The 24,210-nt window shown below is 37.4% G+C and carries 28 protein-coding genes; 4 read left to right on the forward strand and 24 right to left on the reverse strand.

Features of this window, described 5'->3' with window-relative positions:
* Positions 1-57 precede the first annotated feature (57 nt).
* Both ptsG and glcT read right to left on the reverse strand, forming a co-directional pair.
* Positions 58-2,115: a glucose-specific PTS transporter subunit IIBC gene (gene ptsG, locus ACM5BR_RS07645; protein ID WP_416827867.1), complete on the reverse strand. Its 2,058-nt coding sequence runs from the start codon at positions 2,113-2,115 to the stop codon at positions 58-60.
* 341 nt (positions 2,116-2,456) lie between these two features.
* Positions 2,457-3,305 (reverse strand): glucose PTS transporter transcription antiterminator GlcT, encoded by an 849-nt coding sequence (gene glcT, locus ACM5BR_RS07650; RefSeq protein ID WP_416827069.1) that lies wholly within the window; start codon positions 3,303-3,305, stop codon positions 2,457-2,459.
* Between the two features lie 168 nt (positions 3,306-3,473).
* Here glcT and ACM5BR_RS07655 point away from each other — a divergent pair, with 168 nt between their 5' ends.
* Entirely contained in the window at positions 3,474-4,280 is an 807-nt protein-coding gene (locus ACM5BR_RS07655) for a Cof-type HAD-IIB family hydrolase (RefSeq protein ID WP_416827070.1), read from the forward strand.
* A 567-nt stretch (positions 4,281-4,847) separates the two neighbouring features.
* On the opposite strand, the gene scpB is transcribed toward ACM5BR_RS07655, so the two are convergent.
* Positions 4,848-5,423: an SMC-Scp complex subunit ScpB gene (gene scpB, locus ACM5BR_RS07660; protein WP_416827071.1), complete on the reverse strand. Its 576-nt coding sequence runs from the start codon at positions 5,421-5,423 to the stop codon at positions 4,848-4,850.
* Positions 5,420-6,172 carry a segregation/condensation protein A gene (locus ACM5BR_RS07665; RefSeq protein WP_416827073.1) on the reverse strand — a complete coding sequence of 251 codons (753 nt, stop codon included), beginning with the start codon at positions 6,170-6,172 and terminating at the stop codon, positions 5,420-5,422. Before ACM5BR_RS07665 ends, scpB begins: the two co-directional genes overlap by 4 nt.
* A 222-nt stretch (positions 6,173-6,394) precedes the next feature.
* On the opposite strand from ACM5BR_RS07665, the gene ACM5BR_RS07670 reads away from it, so the two are divergent.
* The gene (locus ACM5BR_RS07670; protein ID WP_416827074.1) at positions 6,395-6,910 is read left to right on the forward strand and encodes a DUF309 domain-containing protein; all 516 of its coding nucleotides are present in this window, start codon (positions 6,395-6,397) and stop codon (positions 6,908-6,910) included.
* Positions 6,911-6,923: 13 nt separating this feature from the next.
* On the opposite strand, the gene ACM5BR_RS07675 is transcribed toward ACM5BR_RS07670, so the two are convergent.
* Together ACM5BR_RS07675 and ACM5BR_RS07680 are read right to left on the reverse strand one after the other, a co-directional pair.
* Complete coding sequence (locus tag ACM5BR_RS07675) at positions 6,924-7,286, reverse strand: GNAT family N-acetyltransferase (protein WP_416827076.1); 363 nt, start codon at positions 7,284-7,286, stop codon at positions 6,924-6,926.
* Between the two features lie 407 nt (positions 7,287-7,693).
* Positions 7,694-8,128: a peptidylprolyl isomerase gene (locus ACM5BR_RS07680; RefSeq protein ID WP_416827077.1), complete on the reverse strand. Its 435-nt coding sequence runs from the start codon at positions 8,126-8,128 to the stop codon at positions 7,694-7,696.
* A gap of 262 nt (positions 8,129-8,390) precedes the next feature.
* Between ACM5BR_RS07680 and ACM5BR_RS07685 the strand changes: the two genes are divergently transcribed.
* Positions 8,391-9,257: a DUF1002 domain-containing protein gene (locus tag ACM5BR_RS07685; protein ID WP_416827079.1), complete on the forward strand. Its 867-nt coding sequence runs from the start codon at positions 8,391-8,393 to the stop codon at positions 9,255-9,257.
* 74 nt (positions 9,258-9,331) lie between these two features.
* Here the strand turns inward: ACM5BR_RS07685 and ACM5BR_RS07690 are convergent, their stop codons facing one another.
* The 11 genes from ACM5BR_RS07690 to ACM5BR_RS07740 all read right to left on the reverse strand — a co-directional run bounded on the left by ACM5BR_RS07690 (position 9,332) and on the right by ACM5BR_RS07740 (position 17,366).
* Positions 9,332-10,807 carry a spore germination protein gene (locus ACM5BR_RS07690; RefSeq protein ID WP_416827080.1) on the reverse strand — a complete coding sequence of 492 codons (1,476 nt, stop codon included), beginning with the start codon at positions 10,805-10,807 and terminating at the stop codon, positions 9,332-9,334.
* A complete protein-coding gene (gene spoVAEA / locus ACM5BR_RS07695; RefSeq protein ID WP_416827081.1) occupies positions 10,782-11,363 on the reverse strand; it encodes a stage V sporulation protein SpoVABEA in 582 nt (193 codons plus the stop codon). Before spoVAEA ends, ACM5BR_RS07690 begins: the two co-directional genes overlap by 26 nt.
* 5 nt (positions 11,364-11,368) lie before the next feature.
* Entirely contained in the window at positions 11,369-11,719 is a 351-nt protein-coding gene (spoVAE, locus tag ACM5BR_RS07700; protein WP_416827083.1) for a stage V sporulation protein AE, read from the reverse strand.
* Between the two features lie 10 nt (positions 11,720-11,729).
* Positions 11,730-12,734 carry a stage V sporulation protein AD gene (gene spoVAD, locus ACM5BR_RS07705; RefSeq protein ID WP_416827084.1) on the reverse strand — a complete coding sequence of 335 codons (1,005 nt, stop codon included), beginning with the start codon at positions 12,732-12,734 and terminating at the stop codon, positions 11,730-11,732.
* A gap of 10 nt (positions 12,735-12,744) precedes the next feature.
* Entirely contained in the window at positions 12,745-13,197 is a 453-nt protein-coding gene (gene spoVAC, locus ACM5BR_RS07710; protein ID WP_416827085.1) for a stage V sporulation protein AC, read from the reverse strand.
* Between the two features lie 11 nt (positions 13,198-13,208).
* A complete protein-coding gene (locus tag ACM5BR_RS07715) occupies positions 13,209-13,613 on the reverse strand; it encodes a stage V sporulation protein AB (RefSeq protein ID WP_416827868.1) in 405 nt (134 codons plus the stop codon).
* Position 13,614: 1 nt separating this feature from the next.
* Positions 13,615-14,235 (reverse strand): stage V sporulation protein AA, encoded by a 621-nt coding sequence (locus tag ACM5BR_RS07720; protein ID WP_416827086.1) that lies wholly within the window; start codon positions 14,233-14,235, stop codon positions 13,615-13,617.
* 155 nt (positions 14,236-14,390) lie between these two features.
* Positions 14,391-15,149: an RNA polymerase sporulation sigma factor SigF gene (sigF, locus tag ACM5BR_RS07725; protein ID WP_416827087.1), complete on the reverse strand. Its 759-nt coding sequence runs from the start codon at positions 15,147-15,149 to the stop codon at positions 14,391-14,393.
* Between the two features lie 12 nt (positions 15,150-15,161).
* Positions 15,162-15,602, reverse strand: coding sequence for an anti-sigma F factor (gene spoIIAB, locus ACM5BR_RS07730; protein WP_416827089.1), 441 nt, complete (start codon positions 15,600-15,602; stop codon positions 15,162-15,164).
* The gene (spoIIAA, locus tag ACM5BR_RS07735; RefSeq protein WP_416827090.1) at positions 15,603-15,953 is read right to left on the reverse strand and encodes an anti-sigma F factor antagonist; all 351 of its coding nucleotides are present in this window, start codon (positions 15,951-15,953) and stop codon (positions 15,603-15,605) included.
* A gap of 231 nt (positions 15,954-16,184) precedes the next feature.
* Complete coding sequence (locus tag ACM5BR_RS07740) at positions 16,185-17,366, reverse strand: D-alanyl-D-alanine carboxypeptidase family protein (protein ID WP_416827091.1); 1,182 nt, start codon at positions 17,364-17,366, stop codon at positions 16,185-16,187.
* A 306-nt stretch (positions 17,367-17,672) separates the two neighbouring features.
* Between ACM5BR_RS07740 and ACM5BR_RS07745 the strand changes: the two genes are divergently transcribed.
* Entirely contained in the window at positions 17,673-18,323 is a 651-nt protein-coding gene (locus tag ACM5BR_RS07745) for an SIMPL domain-containing protein (RefSeq protein WP_416827092.1), read from the forward strand.
* A 216-nt stretch (positions 18,324-18,539) separates the two neighbouring features.
* Here the strand turns inward: ACM5BR_RS07745 and ACM5BR_RS07750 are convergent, their stop codons facing one another.
* The 7 genes from ACM5BR_RS07750 to spoIIM all read right to left on the reverse strand — a co-directional run bounded on the left by ACM5BR_RS07750 (position 18,540) and on the right by spoIIM (position 24,105).
* Positions 18,540-19,355, reverse strand: coding sequence for a purine-nucleoside phosphorylase (locus ACM5BR_RS07750; RefSeq protein ID WP_416827093.1), 816 nt, complete (start codon positions 19,353-19,355; stop codon positions 18,540-18,542).
* A 13-nt stretch (positions 19,356-19,368) separates the two neighbouring features.
* Positions 19,369-20,547, reverse strand: a complete 1,179-nt coding sequence (deoB, locus tag ACM5BR_RS07755) for a phosphopentomutase (RefSeq protein ID WP_416827094.1) — start codon at positions 20,545-20,547, stop codon at positions 19,369-19,371.
* A gap of 266 nt (positions 20,548-20,813) precedes the next feature.
* Entirely contained in the window at positions 20,814-21,530 is a 717-nt protein-coding gene (locus ACM5BR_RS07760; RefSeq protein WP_416827095.1) for a FixH family protein, read from the reverse strand.
* 154 nt (positions 21,531-21,684) lie between these two features.
* Positions 21,685-22,569 carry a site-specific tyrosine recombinase XerD gene (xerD, locus tag ACM5BR_RS07765; protein WP_416827097.1) on the reverse strand — a complete coding sequence of 295 codons (885 nt, stop codon included), beginning with the start codon at positions 22,567-22,569 and terminating at the stop codon, positions 21,685-21,687.
* 6 nt (positions 22,570-22,575) lie between these two features.
* Positions 22,576-22,800 carry a YqzK family protein gene (locus tag ACM5BR_RS07770; RefSeq protein WP_416827099.1) on the reverse strand — a complete coding sequence of 75 codons (225 nt, stop codon included), beginning with the start codon at positions 22,798-22,800 and terminating at the stop codon, positions 22,576-22,578.
* A 98-nt stretch (positions 22,801-22,898) separates the two neighbouring features.
* Positions 22,899-23,351 carry a ferric iron uptake transcriptional regulator gene (gene fur, locus ACM5BR_RS07775; protein ID WP_416827100.1) on the reverse strand — a complete coding sequence of 151 codons (453 nt, stop codon included), beginning with the start codon at positions 23,349-23,351 and terminating at the stop codon, positions 22,899-22,901.
* Between the two features lie 112 nt (positions 23,352-23,463).
* Positions 23,464-24,105, reverse strand: a complete 642-nt coding sequence (gene spoIIM, locus ACM5BR_RS07780; protein WP_416827102.1) for a stage II sporulation protein M — start codon at positions 24,103-24,105, stop codon at positions 23,464-23,466.
* Positions 24,106-24,210: the final 105 nt, after the last annotated feature.

Consider the following 24,210-nt stretch of genomic DNA (forward strand, 5'->3'; position numbering starts at 1 on the left):
AAAGGTGACGTAGGGTCAACTGCATCACCTATTATTAATTTTGAACATTTTAAGGCATTACTTAAGTGTTACTGCACCTTTTTCACCTTTTGTAACATTTCCTTGCTTATTAAGAACAATATGTTGTCCTTCTTGTAAGTTTGTGAACACAACTGGTGAAATGATGGAAGGCGCATTATCTTTCACATAATCAATATCTACTTTTAATAGTGGTTGACCTTGTGTTACTTTATCACCTTGAGCAACAAGGAGTTCAAGTCCTTCACCACTTAATTTAACTGTATCAATACCGATATGGATTAGAATTTCTTTTCCACCTTCAGAAAAAATACAAAGTGCATGCTTTGTAGGGAATACATTTACAATTTCACCGTTGACAGGAGAAACAACTGTACCTTCAGTTAGCTCGATTGCAAAGCCATCTCCCATCATTTTTCCTGAGAACACTTGATCTGGTACTTCTGTAATTGGAAGTAGCTTCCCTTCCATAGGAACAATAATTTCTTCTGCAGCATTTGTTATAGTCGCCTTCTTAGCTGGGGCCTCTACTTTCGCAGCTTGAGGCACTCGGCCCATCATAATATCTTTAATTTGTGTTTTCAAAATATCTGACTTAGGTCCAAAAATTGCTTGAATGTTATTACCTACTTCAAGTACCCCAGCAGCACCTAATTTTTTCAAACGATCTTTATCAACTTGACTTTGTTCGTTAACTTGTACACGTAAGCGAGTAATACAAGCATCTAAAGAAGCGATGTTTTGTGTACCACCAAGTGCAGCAAGAATTTCACGAGGAAGTTCACCTGCTTCGGAAACTGCTCCAGAATCAAATTGTTCTTCAGGATCTTCACGACCTGGTGTTTTAAGATTCCATTTACGAATACAGAAGCGGAATCCAAAGTAGTAAATTACCGCGAATGCTAAACCTACGATAATTACCCACCACCATGCAGTACGGCCAGGTAAAACACCGAATAGCAAGAAGTCAATCAAACCACCAGAGAACGTCATGCCAATTTTTACGTTTAGAAGCTGCATTGTCATGAAAGAAAGACCTGCAAAGATAGCATGTAGTCCGAACAATGCTGGTGCTACGAATAAGAATGAAAATTCGATAGGTTCTGTAATACCTGTTAAGAATGATGTTAATGCAGCAGAACCAAGGATACCTGCAGCATATACTTTATTTTCAGGACGTGCTTCGTGATACATAGCAAGTGCTGCTGCTGGAAGACCAAACATCATGAATGGGAATTTACCTGTCATAAATGTACCAGCTGTTAATGGTGCACCATCTTTAATTTGAGCAAAGAAGATTTGTTGGTCACCATGAACAACGTGACCTAAGCTATCTGTATAGGATCCAAATTCAAACCAGAATGGAGCATACCAAATGTGGTGTAATCCAAATGGAATTAACGAACGTTCAACTACACCAAATACGAATGCGGCAAGTGTTGGATTTGCATCGATCATGTTATGTGAGAAAGCATTTAATGCGTTTTGGATTGGCGGCCAAATCATACACATTGCCAAGCCAAGAATGACCGAAAATGCTGCAGTTGCAATTGGAACGAAGCGCTTACCAGCAAAGAATCCTAAATATGCTGGCAATTCCATATTAAAGTATTTATTATAACAATATGCCGCCAGTAAACCGACTATAATACCGCCGAAAACTCCTGTTTGTAACGTAGGAATACCCAAAACATAGGAATATGCTGGATCAGAAAATCCAATGTTTAACGGACCTTTGTCGCTTAGCACGGAAACTTTCGCTGCAACATTTAATGCAACACTCATCGTTTCATTCATGATAAGGAAACCTACTAATGCAGCGAGTGCTGCAACTCCTTCTCCTCCTGCTAAACCAACTGCTACCCCAACTGCAAATAATACGGAAAGATTAGTGAAAACAATATTTCCTGATTGTTCCATAACTTTGGCTACCATTGTAAACCAATCAGCCTTTAAAGCAGGAATATACTGAGTCAATGCCGGGTTTTGAAAGGCATTACCAAAAGCAAGTAAAAGCCCTGCAGCAGGTAAGATTGCAACTGGAAGCATTAATGCTTTACCAACTTTTTGAAGAACACCAAATATTTTTTTGAAAATTTGGAATCTTCCTCCTTTTTGCCGTTTTGTTTCTTTCGACAAATGCAAAAAGGCATGAGTGGGAGAGCGCAAGAAAATAGCTATCAAATGGTAGTATAACCCTTTTGTTCGCTATCATTCTGAACTCTCCAACACTCATGCCTGATCGAATCAGTAACACGTGTCGAATCGTGAGTAAACAAGTGCAATATTCAACTTGTACGACTAGGCAAACGGTTTCGCTTGTCGTTATACAAAGTTTGTCGAAAGTGAAAAACTTTCCATGCCTTTATTATACATAAGAGATGAAAGCGATTCAACCATTTTTTTTAGCGTTTTCATTTTCGACATTTTTCGACAATTCAGACACCTCGTTTACTCTGAACAAGTCGTTGCAAATGCATAGTTAAGTACACAATCTCAGCATCATACACGTTCATCTGTAATCTATTTTGCATCACTTTAATTAGTTTCCAAGCTAAATTGTATGCAATAGGATATTCATCCTTTAAAATATCAGCAAAACGTTTCGGCTCGACCACTTTTTCTCCGTTTTTAATCCTTTCAATAGCGTAATGAAGATGACGTATGAGTCGTAAATAATGAATACTTTCCTTATCTAACTCCAACGCTAATTGCTCCTCAATTAATGACACTAGAGAGGCAATAAGAAAAGAATTTTGATTAACAGTTGAAAATTCCGAATTCGTAGCCGAGCTATAAATGTGCAAAGCAATAAATCCAATTTCTCCTTCGGGTAAGTTGATTTGGAGATGTTCATTTATTAATTCAACAACTTCAGTAGCTACTTCATATTCATTCGGATACAATGCTTTCGTTTCTAATAAAAACGGATTATCAATAGCAAAACCTTGCTTTAAACGTCTTATGGCAAATGCAATATGATCGGTAAGAGCAACGTGAATGTGTTCATCCAGAGGGGCGTCTATTTTATCTTGAATGAGCAACATAACATCATTCATAATTGCAATAAGCCGTTCACTTACATGAGGAACAAGCATTGTGTACTGTTCACGCTCGCGCTCATTTGTAAGTACAAACATTTTTTCTACAATACCTTCTGGCAGTACATCGCCTACCTTTTTACCGAATCCAATTCCCTTTCCTATTACAACTACTTCCTCATGTTCAGGATGAGAAGCAATGATAACGTTATTGTTTAAAATCTTTTTGATTTCTAGTTCATACATGCGCCTGCCCCCTTTTTACGAAGCGTAATGTGATATTATGTTACATAACAAATCGATTGAAAGTCAATAAAATAATAGTAATATTTTAGACAGAGCAACTGCGGTCTTCTATAATATACTTATGTTCCATACCGACACGGTTTTATAGGAAAATAAAGGAGAAGATACATGATTAAAATGTTTGTAAGTGATATTGATGGTACTCTCATGCAGTCTGGCGGATACATTGACCAACAAGATTTAACCTCACTGCAATCTCTAGATCAAGATGCTATCATGCTTTGCTTTGCATCAGGTCGACTCGATAATGAAATTGTTTCATTAATGAATAAAATAAGCTCTCGTTTTCACCGAATTAGCGTAAATGGTGTTTTTATTTATACAAGCGAAAATAAACAGCTATTCTCAGCTAGCTTTGATCCCACCATATTACATAAATTAGTTGAAACGACAACAAGCAAACGTTTTATTCGCTATGTAAGTGATGAACATCATTATTATATTGAAAGAAAAACTCATGAGGTTCTTCAGCTAGAAAAACTAGCCGCTATGACCTCGGTTGAAATTCCCAATCTAATGCACGAACTCGGTAAGAGTATATTTCCTAACAAAATTTCAATCGGGGGAAAAACGGAAGAATTACTCCAACTTCAAACCACATTACAACATACGTTAAAAGGGTATGTCAGTACCTTTCTTTCTGCTTCAAATTGTCTTGATGTAGTGCCGATACATATAAATAAAGGAGCGGCACTTACAAAGTTAATAAAGCAACATCAATTAAAACCAAACGAAATCGCATGCGTTGGCGATTCATACAATGACATACCTATGTTTGAACTAACTCCCTATAGTTTTGCAGTAGAAAGCGCTGATGAAGAAGTAAAAAAATATGCCAACTATGTGGTTAAAAATGTTCGTGAAGCAGTCGATACTGTGAAAGTGATAAATAAAACCCGGTCACTTCCACTATAATTTCCTCTTGTTACAACCATAAAAACTTGCCTTCTTTTCATATAAAGAAGGCTTCATTTCTCTTGATTGTATTTATACTTAGTCAAATGACATACTACAGCATAACAATTATCGAGAATCCTTATCAATAACCAGGAAACCTCCACTTAAAAACTCTTGTTTGAATACAGTCATTTAAATAGGCCGCAAAAAATATAACGCTTACAAAAATGAATCATACAACATATATAGTATGACAAACTTACTTTAAGCTTAAAACTTTACCATAGTATTTACCTTTTAAGTTTATGGGATAAGTTATTTGCAAGCAAGTGGATTTTTATCAAAAATTGTAGAACATGATCGATTCGTGTCTATTTTATTGCATTTTTATGAAAACAGGCACAAATTATATCCGTTATTTCCTAATTCTGTGAAAGTACAATAAAATCTAAATTATTCCCTGCTTTCATCGTTCCTTATGCAAAGTCTCTGTATAAAGGGAACATTATGCTTTTGTATTGTGAACTACACAATACAAAAAAGAGGCTGTCCAAAAGAAAACATCACCTCTTTTGAATAAGCCCCTTACTCTCCTGAAAAAGCATTCAACGTTCCAAAAAATAAATCAGCTTCTTCTACAATATCTGAATCTTCCGGTAAAGGCGGAAGCTCATCTATGGATTTAAGACCAAATAGGTCTAAAAATTCCTTTGTTGTTCCATATAAAATAGGACGGCCTGTTCCTTCTGCTCTCCCCGTTTCCTTTATTAGAAGATGAGATACGAGCGTTTGCAATGGCTTTTCTGTTTTTACACCGCGAATTTCTTCAATTTCCGTTCTCGTAATCGGCTGACGATAGGCAACAATTGCTAACGTTTCGAGGGCAGCTTGTGAAAGCGAATTAGAAGATGGCGTTTGAATCAGCTTTTCATAATAATGTGCATGTTCACGTTTGGTTGTAAGTCGATATGCATTTGCAAATTGTACAATAGTAAATCCGCGATTCACAGATGCATAATCTTCTACCAATTGTCCAATTAGGGAGCGAACTTCATCTATTCTAATACCTAAAACTTGTGAAATTTGATCTGGGTAAATTCCTTCCTCACCACTAACAAACAGCAATCCTTCTAGAATTCCTTTTTGTTCATTCTGATTCAATTTTTATCATTCCCCTCTTCTAGGACACAAACATATATTTCTTCAAAATTCTTTTCTTGTTCAGCAATAAGCAGCCTTTTTTTCATTAATTCTAAAATAGCAAGAAAAGTAACGACAATTGATTCACGGCTATCTTCAAGAAATAAATCAAAAAAGCTACATCTGCCATTAAATCTTTCTAATCGCTGTACAATCTCTACCATACGTTGTTCAATAGGAATCTCTTGCCGCGATACTGTAGTAGAAATAGGTTTTTGTAATTTTTTCCTACGCATTAGTTTTTGAAATGCCGCTAGCATATCATATAATGTAACATCCATCGGCAATCGTTCTTCTCTTTCCGTATGAACAAAACTGCTTAAATCAGCAGGAGCTCTTGTGTATAATAGAGCTCTTTCACGCTCCCTTTCCTTTAGCTCTATTGCAGCCTGCTTAAATTTTTTATACTCGATTAACCGTTCCATAAGCTCTTGACGAGGATCTTCTTCCCATACCTCTTCTTCTAAAAGCTCCTCTTCTTGTTTTGGCAAAAGCATTTTACTTTTAATTGCTAAGAGTGTCGCTGCCATGACTAAATATTCGCTTGCCACATCCAATTGTAACTCCTTCATCGCATGGATATAGCCAACATATTGCTCTGTAATTTCAGCGACAGGAATATCATATATATCAATTTCAAAGCGATTAATTAAATGCAACAGTAAATCAAGTGGACCTTCAAACGCATCAATTTTAATATTATATTGCACGTAACATCCCACCAACCATTTATATATCAGTATAAGTATAGAGCATGACTGAGGTCTATCCAATCCTTTTTCTATTAAATAGACAAACAGATACGCACAATAACCCATATTATATAATATCATGTTTGCACCGATGAGGAACTACCTTCATATATAGTAGGAGAGAGTACAAGGCAAATACAGTTTGTTCATGATACAATGAGGACAAAAGGAGCGTTTTTCATGTACCCATATGCTTACATACAATTTTTAGTTCACTTCCATGCAGATCGAGATTATTTTGAATGTCATGAAATAGGAGAGGAATATTGGAAACAAGGTTCAAACAGGCTCTCTCTTTGGGTAGCTCTCATACAAATTGCAGTAGCACAGTATCATTATCGTAGAAAAAATACGAATGGGGCGATTCGCTTACTAAATCACGCAATTTCTATTTTAGAGGGCCAAGATGAGACGGTTACCCAATATGGATTACACTATGAAAACCTTCTGACTCTGCTTCATAATGAACTTCTGCGAATGAAGGAAGGAAAAGCATACGAAAGTATTACTTTACCTATTGCTGACTCTGCATTAGCGTTCACATGTATACAAACCTGCAAGGAGCTAGGTCTAAACTGGAATAGCAAAAGTGATATGACAAATACTTTACTCATCAATAAACATACACTTCGCGATCGTACTGACGTAATGAATGAACGCTACAAACAAATAGAAAAAAGAAAGCAGAGATCGTAATCTCTGCTTTCTTTTAATGGTGAATGGTATCCGTTTTGCAACTTTCACAAAACGGTTTTGTAAATTCATTTCCGGATAGGGTAACCCCAGGCATCATGGACCGAATCTCGCTAACCATTTTCTTACCAATACCTACATGACGATGTGATGGCGTTACACAAATATGTTGAATTTGCACGACCCCATCTTCCTTTTTCACAGTTCCTATAATCCCGAGAACAGCTTCATCTTCCTTCCATAAATAAAGCTGCCAATCCTCGTTCGTTTCATATTCTTTCACAGTTGCTTGCAACTTTTTCACTTCTTTTTCAGTCGGCATAAAAGAAAGAAGACCCATCGCAATTTTTTCGTAATTTTTCTTGAAACGAATCAACATAAAAGATTTTCCCTTCTTATCGAAAAAGCTTTCCAACTTAATGTTACTACATATAAAACAGATCTGTCTCCTTTAGCATTACGTAATTACAATTACTAGCTGTGATACGTTCATTCTACAACAATTTTCAAACAGTGAAAAGTTGCTGTTTGCTTCTTTATTACCTCACAATCTTATTATATACTCTTTATGCAAAGAAATGTTCCGTGTATGCCTAAAACAAAAGGAAATGATATCCTTATTTATTCGACATTTTTTTCCTTTATCAAAAAGGAAATGGCTGGACGTAATCGCTTTCAAAAATAATGAAATTCTACAAAAAGAAAGCATGGGCAAAAAGATGATAACAAACCAGGTAATTGCTACCCATTATTCATTATCATCCTTATCCCTAGCTAAATATTAACTTATTCTTCCCAAACCTTAACTTCTTTCATGACATCCCCATTTTTCATGGCAAGAACCGTATCCATTCCACTAGTAACCTGTCCAAACACAGTATGAACACCGTCTAAATGAGGTTGTGGTGCGTGAACGATGAAGAATTGGCTACCGCCTGTATCTCTTCCTGCATGTGCCATAGAGAGTGCTCCTGCACCATGACGATGTGGATTGCCTTTTGTTTCACATTTAATCGTGTATCCAGGACCACCAGCTCCTGTGCCTGTTGGATCCCCTCCTTGGCTAACAAATCCAGGAATAACTCTATGGAACGTTACGCCATTATAAAATCCATCATTAGCTAATTTTTCAAAGTTCGCAACAGTTCCTGGTGCTTCGCCTGGAAAAAATTCCATTTCAATTTTCTGACCGTTTTCCATTAATATATAGCCTTTTTTCATATTCGTATGTACCTCCAATTATCCCCGTTTATTGTAAGAAAAGCTCCATCTATACTACTCTTTGTAAGCCATAGGGAGTATTCTTAATTCTGATTCATCATAACATAATTATTATAGAAAAAGGAAATAAGGTGCAGTGAAAAAATAAGACAAACTGAGAATCTTTCATAAAATTCAACTTAAAACCGATGACAAATCATAAAAATGTACTATAATGACTTTACTGCCCTACAATTTTCGAAAAGGTAAAGGAGCGATTTTCGTGAAAACGAAATTAAGTGCGTTTCTTCTCATCTTTACATTGCTTATTCCAACCTTGGCATATGCTGATACAACTGAGGGAGAAACGATTATCACATTGGGTGAAAATTTAACAGACCAACAGAAACAAACCGTATTAAATGATATGAAAGCACCACAAGATGCACAAATCATTACTGTTTCTAATGCAGAAGAGCATAAATATTTAGACAGTTACGTACCACAGTCACAGATTGGAACAAGAGCCATCTCTTCGTCAAAAATCACATATACGAAGGCTGGGTCGGGTCTTGTCGTTCAAACCCATAACATCTCGGGTATTACAGATGCCATGTACACCAATGCACTTATTACGGCAGGGGTAAAAGACGCAAACATCTATATAACTGCACCATTTTCCGTTTCGGGTACAGCAGCATTAACAGGTATTATGAAAGCTTACGAAAAAACATCAAACAAAGCAATACCAGAAGGAGTAAAACAAGTAGCAAACCAAGAAATGGTTACTACATCAAACCTTGGAAATCAAATTGGTAATGACAAAGCGGTGCAACTTGTGAATAATATCAAAGGAGCCATCGCACAAAATCCGCCTCAAACTACAGATGACTTACGAACTTTGATTAAGAAAATTGCAGATCAAATGGGAATTCAGCTTACAGATGACCAGTTAAATAGCCTTGTTTCTTTATTTGATAAAATGAAAAATTTAAATATTGACTGGAATCAAGTTGGCAATCAGTTGAACAATGCAAAAAACCAAGTATCAACGTTTCTAAAATCTGATCAAGGACAAAGCTTTTTAGATCAAGTTAAATCTGTCTTTTCTAGCTTTATTGATTTTATTAAATCATTGTTTAAAAATTAAGATTGGTATAGAGAAAAGGGGGCGAAGAATCTTTCGTCTCCTTTTCCTTCTATTATTTACTTATATTGAGTAGTCTACTCTTGTCGTCTACTATTTTGCGGATGAACAATACTCGGTCTAATTTTTAAGCTTGAAATGGTTGGTCGAACAAATATTTTCATTAGTGCACCACCATCAAATGGAAGAAATGGCCATAAATACGGTGTTTGTAAGCTTCTTGTCGAGGCAAGATACAAAATAAGCAAGGTAAAGCCGATAATAAACCCAGATTGATGTAGCCAGGCCGTTAATAAAATAATGATAATTTTCGTAATTTTGTTTGCTAGACTAAGCTCGTAGCTTGGTGTTGCATAAGCACCAATAACGGAGATTGCTGAATACAAAATAACCTCTGGTACAAACAATCCTACTTGAATTGCAATTTCTCCAATTAGCACTGCGGATATTAAACCTAAAGAGGTGGAAATAGCGGCCGGTGTATGAATAGACGCCATTCGTAAAAACTCTAAACCGATTTCAGCAAATATAATTTGTAGAAACGTTGGTAAATGTGTGACTTTGTTTGGTCCAATAAAAGCAAGCTGAGGAGGAAGTAGCGTTGGATCAATCACAAACACAAGCCAAAAGGGAAGTAAAAATAGCGAAAAGAAAATTCCAAGATATCGTACCCATCTTTGAAACGTTCCAACGACCGGATTTTGGCGAAACTCTTCCGCATGCTGTACGTGATGGAAAAATGTAGTTGGTGTAATCATAGCACTCGGTGTCGTATCGCAAATAACGAGAACATGTCCTTCTAATAGATGGTTAGCTGCTACATCAGGACGCTCCGTGTAACGTACGAGTGGAAATGGACTAAAATGATGCTTGACAAGAAATTCCTCAATCGTTTTATCCGACATGGTGATTCCATCTATTTCAATGGCTTGTAGCTCCTGTTTTATTATTTTTATCAAATCAGGATTTGCAATATCTTGTATATATGATATACAAATATCCATTTGAGATCGTTCGCCTACCCTAATGATCTCATTACGTAGTCGTGGATCTCGTATCCGTCTGCGAATAAGAGCGGTATTTACAATTATATTTTCAACAAATCCATCTTTAGCTCCTCGAACTACCTTTTCTGTATCTGGCTCTGTTGGGGTACGTCCTGGATAGCTTCTTACATCAATCTCAAATGCCTCTGTCTCACCATCTACAAAAATGACAATAAGGCCCGACAGAACTTTTAAAATTGCATCATCCATCGTCTTCACTCGAGCTACTTGTTGATGAATAAGATGATTTTCAATCAACTCCATAGGAGAATTTGTATACACATCCCCTTTATTCAAATCAACGACCTCTTCTAAAATGTGAATGATATAATTACTATCACATAATCCGTTAACAAACGTAACAGCGATTTTTCTACCAAGTATGTTGAACATACGCATGCCAACATCAAAGGTGACACCGATTCCTACTGTTTGTTTTAAGTAGTTTTCATTATCACTTAAAAAAGATGAGATAGGGATTTTAATACGTTGTTCTTTTTTTGGCATAATATCCGCTCCTTTCGAGGATTAGTTCAACAGCCTTTTTCGTTATGGGAGATCCTTTCTTTATGTCGTCATTCGTGCACATTTTTCCAATATCTCCAATTCCAACAATGATAGGAACCTCAAGAGAATCTAAACAGTACACTGTATCTCCATTTATTCGCCCTATCTCTATATCAGAAAGTCCGTATTTATCAACACCATACTCCGTCAAGGAACCATAACGATCTATACTTACATCCACGCGAGCCCATTCATACCGATGGGTGTTAGAAGCTACGGCTAAAATACCAAGTACCTCAATATCCGAATGAGCCGTAACGTATCGCATAGCACTTTCTCCGGTTCCCTCCCCTACGTAGCCGCTATCATCAAACATAATAAATACCGGATCATACGGTGCTTGAAGGATAAGCTTAACCATTTCACTGCCGGTAAGTCGTGTTGGATTCCCCTGCGATGCAGAGATACAGCGACCTCCAATTTGCTTTGCGACATATTCGATTGTTCTTTTCGCGTATTCATCTCCATCGGTTACTAAAATGACCTTTCGCTTCATCTGTTTTATCCTTTCGGTTTAAATATAAGCGCTGCTAGAAATGCAAATAAAACTGCTGATGATATTCCAGCCGATGATAGCTGAAACATCCCCATTCCAATACCAAGATATCCATGTTGCTCGGCTTCCCGCATCGCTCCGTGTAAGAGGGAATGACCAAAACTCGTAATGGGAACGGTTGCCCCTGCACCAGCAACCTGAATCAGAACATCGTAAATGCCAAATCCATCTAATATAGCACCAACTACAACAAAAATTGCCATTACATGACTAGGAGTAAGCTTTGCAAAATCGAGAAGAAGCTGTCCTATAACGCATATCGCACCACCTAAAGCAAATGCATATAGAAATTCCATCTCATCCTCCTTACGCTCGTTCGAATGAAACAGCGTGCGCAATCGCTGGGATTGATTCTTTTTGCTGCATCATAATTGGATTTAATAGTGCACCCGTTGCAACCACAAGAATACGATGATAGGTACCTTTTTTAAGTTCATGAAATAAATGACCATAGGTTACCACAGCTGAGCAAGCACATCCACTGCCTCCTGCAAACGTATTTTGACCGCTATCATAAATGAGTAAACCACAATCATCATACCTAGCCCCTAAATCATATCCTTCCTCATGCAGCAATTGACGTGCAATCGGGGTACCAACTCCCGATAAATCTCCTGTTACGATAAGGTCATACTCCTTGTATGAAATATGTAAATCTTCAAAGTGCTGACAGATAGTATGAACAGCTGCCGGGGCCATTGCAGAGCCCATATCATAAGGATTCGTTATTCCTAAATCATGTACCCTTCCTATGGTGGCACTCCGGATGACAATGCTGCTTGGCTCTCGGCTGATTAGACAGGTTCCCGCACCTGTAACAGTGGAAGTAGCCGTTAATGGTTTTTGCCCCGCATATTCTGTTGGATTACGAAATTGACGCTCTGCAGTAGCATTATGGCTGCTAACGGTAGCAAGAATTCGGTTAGCAAACCCTCCATCCACTAATGAACTGCCTATTGCGATCGTCTCCATTGAAGTCGAGCATGCGCCAAACATACCTAGAAATGGAATTTTGTGCTGCCTAGCAACATAATTAGCAGTTACATTTTGATTTAATAAATCACCAGCTAAAAAAAAATCAATATGATGTGGTTGTAGGTTTTCCTTTTTTAACGCGTATTTGATGGAATCTTGCATGAGTCGTCGCTCTGCAAGCTCCCAATTTTGTTCCTTACAATGTAAATCATCATAGTAGCTATCAAAACTGTCTTTTAAAGGGCCAGCTCCTTCGATTGGGCCTACTACTGTACCCGTTGTATTTACATATATTCCATTTTCAAACACCCATGATTGCTTTCCCGTTAATCTCATACGTTTCCTCCTACATAAGTAGCTTCACCGTATATCGAATGAGTCCGACAATATATGCACCAACAACACCGAATACGATCGCCCCTCCAGCAAGCTTAAACATATTTGTTGCTATGCCTAGTACAAGTCCTTCACTGCGATGCTCCATAGCAGCACTCGTCATCGAATTAGCAAATCCTGTAACAGGTACCAAAGCACCCGCTCCAGCAAATTGACCGATTCTATCATACACACCAAAACCTGTAAGAAGCGTAGCGAGTAAAATAAGTGTTGCAACAGTTGGGTTTCCTGCATTTTGTTCAGTAAAATGAAAATAATGAATATAGAATACTGTTAATGCTTCTCCAAGTAGGCAAATAAGTCCGCCTACTACGAAGGCTTTTAAACAATTTTTCAAATAATTCGGTTTTGGATGATACTTCTTAATCTTATTTTTATAATCATCCTTTAATTTTTTATTCACGTAACTTCCTCCTATCTCACAAAAAACATCCAATGGAATAAAGATCCAAATACTTTCCCTAACACAAGTGCCATTAGCAGAGCTACCATTCTATCGACCATCCCTACTCGCTTCGCTAAAATGGGAAGAACATTTAAAACTTCTGTTAATGCAGCAGCAAGCATACCAACAAATACACCGCACAAAAGCCCAATCAAAATTAACCAATACTGCGATAGATAAAATATAGAATCTCTTAAGCTGAACCATGAACCACATAAAGCGCCTAGTACAACTGCCCATTCATAAATAGGAATGAGCTTCACACTTTTTGTTAATTGTGTTAATCGTGGAATGACACCTAATACAGATAAGAAAGCCACGAATCCTGCTCCTACTGCAATCCCTCCTGCAAGACCTGTAAATGCCACTACCATTTCAAGGATTATCAATTTTCTTCGTACTTTCTTTATTTTGATTCATCATGACATATTCATCGAGGGATTGCTGATATTGAAACATTTCCACCTCAAGAGGGCTTGGCTCCTCATTAATACGTTTCTTGAATAAATGATTAAAAAACAGAATCATTCCTAGACCAAGACCTATGGAATAGGGAATTTGCAGGATAAGAGGTTTTCTATTTATCTTTCCTGTAATCATGTAATACAATCGTTCATGTACTTGCTGCATACTTACATCCTCATGAAAGTATATAATTGCAAGCCCCGCTCCTACGAAAAGAAGAAGCCATACTAAAGCAAAAAAAAATGGGTTACTTGCTTTTCTTTCATACATAATTTCTACAATCGTTTGCGATGAGCCGATTAGATTCACTTCAACCGAGTTGTTCGCATTTTGAATCGCTACTAAAATCATCATCGCATCGATGACAACATGTGTTTTATCTGCTGATGTAATCTCATAGACAGGCAATTCCTGCAAATACGATATTACCTGACTAGGTCCGGAAATTTGTGCAACGTCTTTTAACGTAAGTCGATAGTTTGGAGAGACTTGCAGACGTTGTCGCATTTTCACATAAATCATGTCAGTCAAGTCTATTCCTCCTTCTGAACGAATCTTATATTTGTAGTATGGTTGAGAGGCTTTTTTTCATACAATGTTTTTACATTCGATTCTAAAGGAGTTTTTTTAAATTAATGGATAATTACGGAATGATTGTCTGTAAAAAATGGAAAAGACCGAATAGGCTATTCACCTATTCGGTCTTTCATCTCTAGTAAAATTTTCTTTTCTAGACGAGACACTTGCACCTGCGAAATCCCTAGACGCTCTGCTACCTCTGATTGCGTTTGATCCTTATAATAACGCAAATAAACAATGAGTCTCTCTCGTTCATCAAGCTCTTGAATAGCCTCTTTTAAAGCAAGTTTATCAAACCATCTCGATTCCGTTTGATCTGCAATTTGATCCAAAATGGTAATCGGATCTCCATCGTTCTCGTACACGGTTTCATGAATAGACGACGGCGTTCGACTTGCTTCCTGAGCCATAATTACTTCTTCAACCGTAAGATTCAAAGCTTCTGAAACTTCCGAAATAGTAGGAGTACGCCCTAGCTTCTTCGATAGCTCATCCTTCATCTTCCGTACTTTATTTCCTGTTTCTTTAAGGGAACGGCTCACCTTTACGGTACCATCATCACGAAGAAATCGTTGAATCTCACCAATAATCATCGGTACAGCGTACGTTGAAAATTTGACATCATAGGACAAGTCAAATTTATCCACTGATTTTAACAATCCAATACAGCCGATTTGAAACAAATCCTCTGGCTCATACCCACGATTTAGAAAACGCTGAACGACTGACCATACGAGACGCATATTACTTTGTACAATTGTATCGCGTGCTGCTTGGTCTCCTGCTTGGCTTTTCTGAATCAATTTCTTTAGCTCATGGTCCTTTAACTGCACTTTCCCATTTTCATTTCTCACCTCTATGTCCATAGGCTCGTCTCCTTAATTGCATAGAGCGTTGCTTTTTGACAAATACTTTGTAAGATGGATTGTTGTTCCGTATGATTCATTAGATATAACTTCAACCTCGTCCATAAAGTTTTCCATAATCGTAAATCCCATGCCGGAACGCTCTAATTCAGGTTTTGTTGTAAATAATGGCTGTCTAGCTTCTTCCAAGTTCTTTATTCCAACGCCTTTATCACGAATGGTTAATCGTACAATTTCATCATCTAGCGTAACCGAAATATATACGGTACCTTCAGGATTTCCTTCATAGCCATGTATGATGGCATTCGTAACAGCTTCAGAAACAACAGTTTTAATTTCTGTTAATTCGTCTAAGGTAGGATCAAGCTGCGCAATAAATGCTGCTACCGTAACTCGAGCAAACGACTCATTTTGACTTAAAGCGGAAAACTGAAGGTGCATTTCATTTTTCATTTAAGCCACCCCCAGTGTTGCAAGCGCATTCTTCTCATTTATTTCTAATCGGATAATTTTAAATAAACCAGACATTTCGAATAGACGTTTTACAACCGGAGAGATTGCGCATACAACCATTTCTCCACCTAAACTCTTTATGTGCTTATATCTTCCAAGTATGACTCCTAGTCCAGAGCTATCCATGAACGTTAATTGTTCTAGATTTAAAAGGATATGATGTACTTGATAAGTTTGTAGTGTGTCTTCTACACGACTACGTAATTCTTCTGCTGTATGATGATCGAGTTCTCCAATTAAACGGATACACAATACATCACGTTTTACTTCCATATTGATCATCAGACTCACGTTTACTTCCTCCTTTTCTAAGCGCACACTGCGCAAAAAAGTATAAGGAATCTTTCGCCGATTCACAACATGAATCCTTCTTGACGACAAAAGAAGTGGTTTTTCGAAGGAAGGAGAAATATTTGTCCTATCTTTAAGACAATGAGAATAAGATGACGCAAACAATTCATCTTCCTTGCGTCATCTCTAAATTTCTCCATTTCAGAGCCCTATTATTTGCAAACTATCCTATCATTCGACCTTTGAAAAGATTTGAAGGTTGCGTTTCACCATTTCCCAAAGGCTGGCTTGTTTTACGGCTTCACCTGCAATAAGCGGTTCCTTCGTTACAACAGTATCTCCTTTTTTTATGACGAGCGTACCAAGCGTATCTCCCTTTTTAATCGGAGCTTTCACAGTCTGCTCTGCTACAATTTCTTGTTTCACGGAATCAGATTGTTCCCCTCTTTTCATAAGAAGTGAAACCTGATCCTTGGCTACAAGATTTACTGTACTTTTGTCTCCTCTGCTTACTTTAACAGATGTAATAACTTGATCTTTGGCAAATAGCTTCTTTGTTGCATACTGGCTGTAAGCAAAATCAAGAAGCTTGGTAACCTGGGCATTTCGCTCCTTCGAAGTAGGAGCCCCCATAACAACTGCAATTACACGCATGCCATCTCTCTCGGAAGAAGCAGTTAAACAGTACCGTGCCTCTGCTGTAAACCCTGTCTTTACACCATCAACTCCAGGATAAAAACGGACAAGCTTGTTGGTATTTACAAGCCAAAACTTTTTATCTGTATTTTCTCGTAAATAGTCCTCATATTTACCTGTATACTGGCGAATCAGCGGGTATTTCATTAACTCTCTTGCCATAATTGCCATATCATAGGCCGTTGAATAATGATTTTTAGCTGGTAACCCTGTTGGATTTTGAAAATGAGTATTTTTAAGTCCGAGAGATTTTGCTCGTTCATTCATTAATTTCACAAACCCCTCTTCTGATCCCGCAATATGTTCTGCCATAGCAACAGATGCATCATTCCCTGAAGCAATAGCTATACCCTTGAGCATTTGATCCACTGTCATTTCTTCACCAGGCTCAAGGAAAATTTGAGATCCTCCCATAGAGGCAGCATGTTCGCTTGTCCTTACCTTTTCTTCTAGCTTCAGCTTTCCACTTGCTATTTGTTCCATTATTAACAGCATCGTCATAATTTTCGTCATGCTCGCAGGTGGAAGTTTTTCATTGCTGTTCTTATCAAAGAGAATTTGTCCTGTATCCTGTTCTAACAACACGGCTGATGACGCTTGTTCCACTAGCTTCGGCTGCTCTTCCTGCTTTTGATTTGTCTTTGATTGCGCAAATCCGACCGAAGTAACAGAGCTTAGCAAAGTGAAACTTAATAAAATTGCAAATAATCGTTTCATGTCTGCACCCTCCATTCCATATCAAACCTATTTTTTCCATTTCAAAGATGTTTATACAAATTTTCTTGAAAAAGAGGATACAGGTGATAGTAAAAAAGACCGTCAAGTTTCACTTGACGGTCTTTACACATTCTCTTTTCAACTAACAAGACCTATAAAGTCCCATAGAAGGATATTTTTTTGTTTTTCAGGTTGGTAATCTTATTATTTTCTTTAATCTCTCATATACATGAAAAATAAGAATAGAATGCCCAACAATTAATGAAACGATGCGGGCTAGTATTAGCTTATTTGATAGGAAGGATGATGAATAAAGTGCAATATATACCTCCATATTTACCTCCATATCGTGAAACAAAAGATACATTCATACAGGTGCATGGTGAAGGGATGGTCAAGGCAGAACCGGATGTTGTCATTGTAACGCTTGGTGTAATAACTGATGATATAAGTGTTCAAACTGCACAAGAAAGAAATGCTACTACCTCAAAGTCTTTGCTTTCAGCATTAAAACAAATCGGAATTGAAGAAAGCGATATTGCAACATTATCTTATACAATTACCCCTTTATATAAGGTAGACAACACACTACAAGGCTATCGTGTAGAGCACTTATACGAAATTACAGTCGTAAATGTGCAAAAGGCAGGGGGTGTTTATGCAGTGGCTATGGAGGCAGGAGCAAATATTACTCATGGACTTACCTTTCGCGTTTCAAACCCTAATACGTTTATAAATAAAGCACTAACGATAGCCGTTGCAAACGCACTCGAAAAAGCATCGGTTATTGCAAATGCGCTGCGTGTAACCATCCATCCTGTTCCAATTTCTATAAAGGAAGAAAGAGGGACTAGTTTTGCGGTTTACGGTGCTAGTCAAATCTTGTCAGCACCATCCATTCAACCAGGTGAAATAACAATTACAGCTCGTGTTATAGCTAATTTTACATATACTTAATGAATAAGAATTTGCTATAACACGGTGAACCCTATAGAGGATTATTAAAAGTTGCACTTGGTAACAAAAAGAAGTTGGAAAAACTTTATATATTATAGCAAGTTTGTTTTTCTCAACATTTGTATTGCATACGATTTTATAGTAAAAACGACGCAAAAGAAGGAATCTCCTTATGCGTCGTTTTTTTGCCATGTATTTTTCAATCCCTATCTATTCCTAAAGTGAGCTAACTATTTCTTTAACTAGAGATAGAAAATTTGCTTTGACCCGTTCTGTCGTTTCAATTACTTCCTCGTGATTCAGTGGTTGATTTAAAATACCTGCCGCCATATTTGTAATACAAGAAATACCAAGCACCTTGATCCCGCTATGTCTAGCAACAATCACTTCAGGTACAGTTGACATACCTACAGCATCTGCCCCTAGTGTGCGAAACATATGAATTTCAGCTGGTGTTTCGTAAGAAGGGCCCGTAACTGCTAGGTATACCCCCTCTTGAACGTCTATATGTAAACGTTTAGCAGCATCCTTTGCGATTTGTCTAAGATCATTAGCATACGCCTCTGACATATCAGGGAAGCGAGTACCAAGATCCGACTCATTTGGACCGATAAGCGGATTCGTACCCATAAAATTGATATGATCGCGAATAATCATTAAATCTCCTGGTGCAAACGAGGTTTGTATTCCTCCAGCAGCATTTGTTACGAGTAACGTTTCTACACCTATCGCTTTCATAACACGAACGGGAAAGGTTACACTATTCATTTCATAGCCTTCATAATAATGGAAACGGCCTTGCATAGCCACAACGGATACTCCTTTTAATGTACCGAAGACAAGCTGACCCGCATGACCTTCTACAGTTGTAACGGGAAACCCTGGAATATTCCCGTAGCTAACCTTAACCGGACTTTCGATTTCATCAGCTAACACACCAAGTCCTGACCCAAGGATAAGTCCTAATTTAGGGATATTCTTACATTTATGTCGTAAATAATCAGCTGCTTGTTCAATCAATTCGTACTTCATCCTATGACTCCTCCTATTGTAACTGTTTTAAAAAGCTCTTTCCATATTTCGGCATGTTTACCTCAAAGTTTTCCGCAACGGTAGCACCTATATCCGCAAATGTTTTGCGAATCTTTAGATCCTTTCCTTCTTTCATAGATGGACTATATACGAGTAACGGAACGTACTCACGTGTATGATCGGTACCAGCGTGAATTGGATCATTTCCGTGGTCAGCTGTAATAATAAGAAGATCATCATCCTTAAGTAGATCGAGAACTTTAGCAAGACGTACGTCATACTCCTGCAATGCTTCCCCATAGCCTTGCGGATTGCGTCTGTGACCATATAGTGCATCAAAGTCTACTAAGTTTACGAAGCTAAGACCCGTAAATTCCATATGAAGGGTGTCAACAAGCTTATCCATTCCATCCATATTCGATTTTGTACGAAGCGACTTTGTAACTCCCTCTCCATCATAGATGTCGGAGATTTTTCCAATTGCAATCACATCAAATCCACTATCCTGCATTTCATTCATCACCGTTCTGCCAAACGGCTTCAATGCATAATCATGGCGGTTTGCAGTACGTGTAAAGCTTCCAGGTTTCCCTATGAATGGCCGTGCAATAACGCGGCCTACCATATATTTCTCATCTAATGTTAGCTCACGAGCAATATTGCAAATAGAATAAAGCTCCTCAAGAGGTACAATATCTTCATGGGCTGCAATTTGCAATACACTATCTGCTGATGTGTAAACAATAAGAGCCCCTGTTTTCATATGTTCTTCTCCCAGCTCGTCTAAAATAGCAGTACCAGAAGCGGGCTTGTTTCCAATAATTTTTCGTCCAGTACGTTTTTCTAGTTCGTCAAGCAATTCTTTTGGAAACCCTTTCGGAAATACACGAAAAGGGGTATCAATAAATAGACCCATAATTTCCCAATGCCCTGTCATCGTATCTTTTCCAACTGATTTTTCTTCCATTTTTGTATAATATGCCATTGGATGTTCACTTTTTTTAATCCCTTTCAGCTCACGAATATTGCCGAGCCCTAATTTCTCCATATTTGGCATATGTAGTCCATTCATGTGTTCGGCTATATGACCGAGTGTATCCGCCCCTGCATCTCCGAAAGCTTGTGAATCAGGCGCCTCTCCAATCCCTACAGAATCCATCACGATTAAAAAAACCCGCTTAAACTTTTTCAACATAATTTCCTCCTATTTAAAAGTATCAAGATAAAGTTATTGACTATGTCAGATGTCAGACTTTATCATCTGTGCCATTTTTGTTTTATATATCCTAGTATATCGTATGTAAAACCGTACTTCAAACTGGCAGTTATGTAACGTAGATTTCTTTTATCCCTCACTTTAGAGAGTAAACTAAGGTTGCTATCCCTCTACTCTGATACCTCTCCTATCTTGGAATAAAAAAAACTGATTACATCCTAGTTTGATGTAATCAGCTAACTTCATTTTACTTCAACAAGCTGTTCCATATGATCATGCAATGAATCTTTTTCAACATGCACCTTTACATGATAGCTTCCAGCATCTTTAAACACTGGATTGGCATTGTACTCACCATTCATTCCTTCTTTTGCAGAAACAAAATTATGCTTCTCGTCTCCATCTTTCCATGTTTCAAACTCAACATTTGCTCCCGTTAACGGAGAACCATTTTGTTTTATATGCGCCATCATGTTAGTCGGAACATTGGCTTTCAATGAATCTACCATAAGTTGAATCGCTACATCATTATTTCCGTCATTACCATTATCCTTAGTAACTGCTGCATTTCCTACTGCAATCTTCACTTCAGGCATAACGTGCGTATCTCTAGCATTTGTATGTGCTATGATGTGATACACTCCATCTTGAGGAAAGGTGATGTCTGCTGCATATATACCGTTACTTTTATGTTTTGCATCTGTCATCGTATGCTTTTGATCATTTTCTTTCCACGTTTCAAATTTCACATCTTGTGCATCATCGACCGCTTTTCCATCCTGTGTAACAATTGCTTGCAGTTCAATTTTTTCATTTGGTTTTAATGTATCTGGATTCGTTTTTATTTCAACTTTTACTTCCTTTGGTACTGCATCGCTTTGTGTATGTTGGTGGCTTTGTGAATTACATCCAGCTAATACAATAAGCGTCATACATAAACTTGTAAGAACTTTTTTCATCGTACAACCTCCTCTAATCTAGTATAGAGGAATATAAAAATATTTGTCTATATACGCATAGTGATTAGATTGAAAACAATATAAGAATAAAATGTGAAGTTTCTGTGAAGTGAAAAAGTCAAATAGAAGGGCTTACATGAACAGCAGCATAAGATTACGCCCTTGGATGAAACTGCTGATATACATCTTTAAGCCGTACTTTTGAAACGTGAGTATATATTTGTGTTGTTGAAATATCTGCGTGACCTAGCATTTCTTGAACTGCTCTTAAATCTGCCCCGTTTTCTAATAAATGAGTTGCAAAGGAATGACGGAGCATATGCGGGGTTAAATCCTTCTGAATGTTTGCATCTTTGGCAAGCTGCTTTAAGATTTTCCAGCATCCTTGCCGAGACAAACGCTCTCCATGATGATTTAGAAAAAGCGCATCTGTTGATTTTTTCCGTGCTAGTTCATTCCGACCTCTTTCGATATACTTTGTAATCGCCTCTGTTGCCAATCTGCCGAGCGGAATAATTCTTTCCTTGCTCCCCTTACCAAGGCACCGTACAAATCCCATCGTAAGATGAATATCTGCAAGATTTAAGTTAATAAGTTCAGAAACACGTAAACCGGTTGCATATAATAATTCTAGTATTGCTTTATTTCGTAATCCGAAAGCACTCTTATCACGAACTTCAAGAAGTGCTTCTACTTCTTCAATGGATAGAACACTCGGTAGTTTTCGCTCAAGCTGCGGTGTTTCAATATGTACAGAAGGGTCACTTTCAGCAATCCTCTCACGCAATAAAAATTGATGGAAGGAACGGATTGAGGCAATATGACGTGCTATCGTTTTTGCTGATTTATCTTGATCCTTTAATAGATGAAGAAAATGAATAATGTTTATCCGTGTAACGTCTGTTACGTTTATTCTTTCTACCTTATCTATATATTGCAAGTAGCTTTTTAAATCTCGTTCATAAGACAAAATCGTATTGCCAGCTAGTCCCTTTTCTATCCGCATATAATGTATAAAATCCTTTAGATATTCCTCCAAGTTCCTCTACTCCCCATTTTCAAAGAAAAAAAACAGTCGATTCATCCAAGCAACTGATCCATCTAGCTTTGATACTTCTTCTACTGATTCTCCCTTTGGCTTTTCGAATCGATGATAACTCTGATATTCTTCATTTATCCATAGCATAGCAAAATAAAAAAGAAGCGTACAACTTGTAAATAAGAGAAAAACCTTGATCAATTGCGCTACCATTTTCAATCCACTTCGCATGTAAAGCCCTCCATATGCTTTGATATTACAACATATGCCAAGCTTACACTGCTTTATACATTTCCAAATAAAAAAACCTCTTCCAAGAAAGGAAAAGGTTATTTATCGTTTTGCTTTTGCCAACATGAATGACAAATACCATAAAAAGTGAGTCGATGATCTTTCACTTTGAATTTCCAAGTTTGCTCAACTTTCTTTTCCACATCTTTCAATAAATCTTCTTGAATTTCCTCAACTATTCCACACACCGTACAAAACAGGTGATGATGAAAACGAGAAGCGCCTTCTTGGCGTAAATCATAACGCGAAACACCGTCACCAAAATTAATTTTATCGACTATTTTAAGCTCTGTTAATAGCTCTAACGTGCGATAAACGGTTGCTAATCCTATCTCGGGCGACTTTTCTTTTACAAGGAGGTAAACATCTTCCGCGCTTAAGTGGTCTTCTTCATTTTCTAGAAGTACACGTACGGTAGCTTCTCTTTGTGGTGTAAGTTTATAGCTTGCTGCGTGCAATTGCTTCTTTATCCGGTCAATTCTTTCTTCCATTCGGTACTTTCCCCTCCCTCGCCACTCTTACACCATTATAACAAAAGTAAGGAGAGTGTCAAAAGAAAATAATGAAAATTATATAAGTTTATATATCAAATGATAATTATTATTATTTAATTCCCGTCATGATTGTTTTCATAAGCGTAGGTGAAAGATATGCTTCGATAGCTGAAGCAAACACTAAAACAACCCCCACTATAATAAAAAAAACCGTATATCGAATAAAGAAAGGAAGTAAAGGCCCATTCATTTTCCTCACAAACTGATGGCGAATCATTCGAAGAGAAAAGCTAATCGATACCGCTGTCATGATAAGAAATACGGGTATTATAATTAAATTTTGCGGAAGCACAGCTGCAAATGATAGTAGGATCCCTTTCCAGCCAAGTTGATTAACAAGAAATCCTACTGTAAAGCCTACCACAACACCTTTTAAAAAGAGCAAAATAAAAATAACGGGTAAACCAATCATAGAAATACCTAATAGCCAAATAAAACCGGTATACTTGATATGGGATAAATAGCTTTGTTGAAACATTTCTCCCGAACTCGCAAATTTCCCTTCAGAGACTTGTACGAAAAATTTATTTAAATAAAAGTATAAATCTTGCTTTTGGCTATCTTGCAAACTATTTACTAGAATAGCTCCAAAAATAACGCCCATCACTAGTAATATACAAATAAATAAATAGAGCGAGGAATGATTTTGTATATACGTAACAACACGATCCTTCCAGGATTTCCGCACCATTTAATCCCCTTTCCATCTTCTATGCTACATTGTATGAGAGAAATGGTAGATTATGAATGACACAAGTAATGGATAATCGGTTTTTTGTTTGATAAACTATGAATA

It is taken from the genome of Ectobacillus polymachus (assembly GCF_048159605.1).
Classification (GTDB): domain Bacteria; phylum Bacillota; class Bacilli; order Bacillales; family Bacillaceae_G; genus Ectobacillus; species Ectobacillus polymachus.

Coding starts and splice junctions, on each gene's coding strand:
- glcT (WP_416827069.1), bottom strand. CDS start 3,305: ATGTATGAACTAGAAATCAAAAAGATTTTAAACAATAACGTTATCATT.
- ACM5BR_RS07655 (WP_416827070.1), top strand. CDS start 3,474: ATGATTAAAATGTTTGTAAGTGATATTGATGGTACTCTCATGCAGTCT.
- ACM5BR_RS07670 (WP_416827074.1), top strand. CDS start 6,395: ATGTACCCATATGCTTACATACAATTTTTAGTTCACTTCCATGCAGAT.
- ACM5BR_RS07675 (WP_416827076.1), bottom strand. CDS start 7,286: ATGTTGATTCGTTTCAAGAAAAATTACGAAAAAATTGCGATGGGTCTT.
- ACM5BR_RS07680 (WP_416827077.1), bottom strand. CDS start 8,128: ATGAAAAAAGGCTATATATTAATGGAAAACGGTCAGAAAATTGAAATG.
- ACM5BR_RS07690 (WP_416827080.1), bottom strand. CDS start 10,807: ATGCCAAAAAAAGAACAACGTATTAAAATCCCTATCTCATCTTTTTTA.
- spoVAEA (WP_416827081.1), bottom strand. CDS start 11,363: ATGAAGCGAAAGGTCATTTTAGTAACCGATGGAGATGAATACGCGAAA.
- spoVAE (WP_416827083.1), bottom strand. CDS start 11,719: ATGGAATTTCTATATGCATTTGCTTTAGGTGGTGCGATATGCGTTATA.
- spoVAD (WP_416827084.1), bottom strand. CDS start 12,734: ATGAGATTAACGGGAAAGCAATCATGGGTGTTTGAAAATGGAATATAT.
- ACM5BR_RS07715 (WP_416827868.1), bottom strand. CDS start 13,613: ATGGTAGTGGCATTTACAGGTCTTGCAGGAGGGATTGCAGTAGGAGCA.
- sigF (WP_416827087.1), bottom strand. CDS start 15,149: ATGGACATAGAGGTGAGAAATGAAAATGGGAAAGTGCAGTTAAAGGAC.
- spoIIAB (WP_416827089.1), bottom strand. CDS start 15,602: ATGAAAAATGAAATGCACCTTCAGTTTTCCGCTTTAAGTCAAAATGAG.
- ACM5BR_RS07740 (WP_416827091.1), bottom strand. CDS start 17,366: ATGAAACGATTATTTGCAATTTTATTAAGTTTCACTTTGCTAAGCTCT.
- ACM5BR_RS07745 (WP_416827092.1), top strand. CDS start 17,673: ATGAATAAAGTGCAATATATACCTCCATATTTACCTCCATATCGTGAA.
- ACM5BR_RS07750 (WP_416827093.1), bottom strand. CDS start 19,355: ATGAAGTACGAATTGATTGAACAAGCAGCTGATTATTTACGACATAAA.
- ACM5BR_RS07760 (WP_416827095.1), bottom strand. CDS start 21,530: ATGAAAAAAGTTCTTACAAGTTTATGTATGACGCTTATTGTATTAGCT.
- ACM5BR_RS07770 (WP_416827099.1), bottom strand. CDS start 22,800: ATGCGAAGTGGATTGAAAATGGTAGCGCAATTGATCAAGGTTTTTCTC.
- fur (WP_416827100.1), bottom strand. CDS start 23,351: ATGGAAGAAAGAATTGACCGGATAAAGAAGCAATTGCACGCAGCAAGC.
- spoIIM (WP_416827102.1), bottom strand. CDS start 24,105: ATGGTGCGGAAATCCTGGAAGGATCGTGTTGTTACGTATATACAAAAT.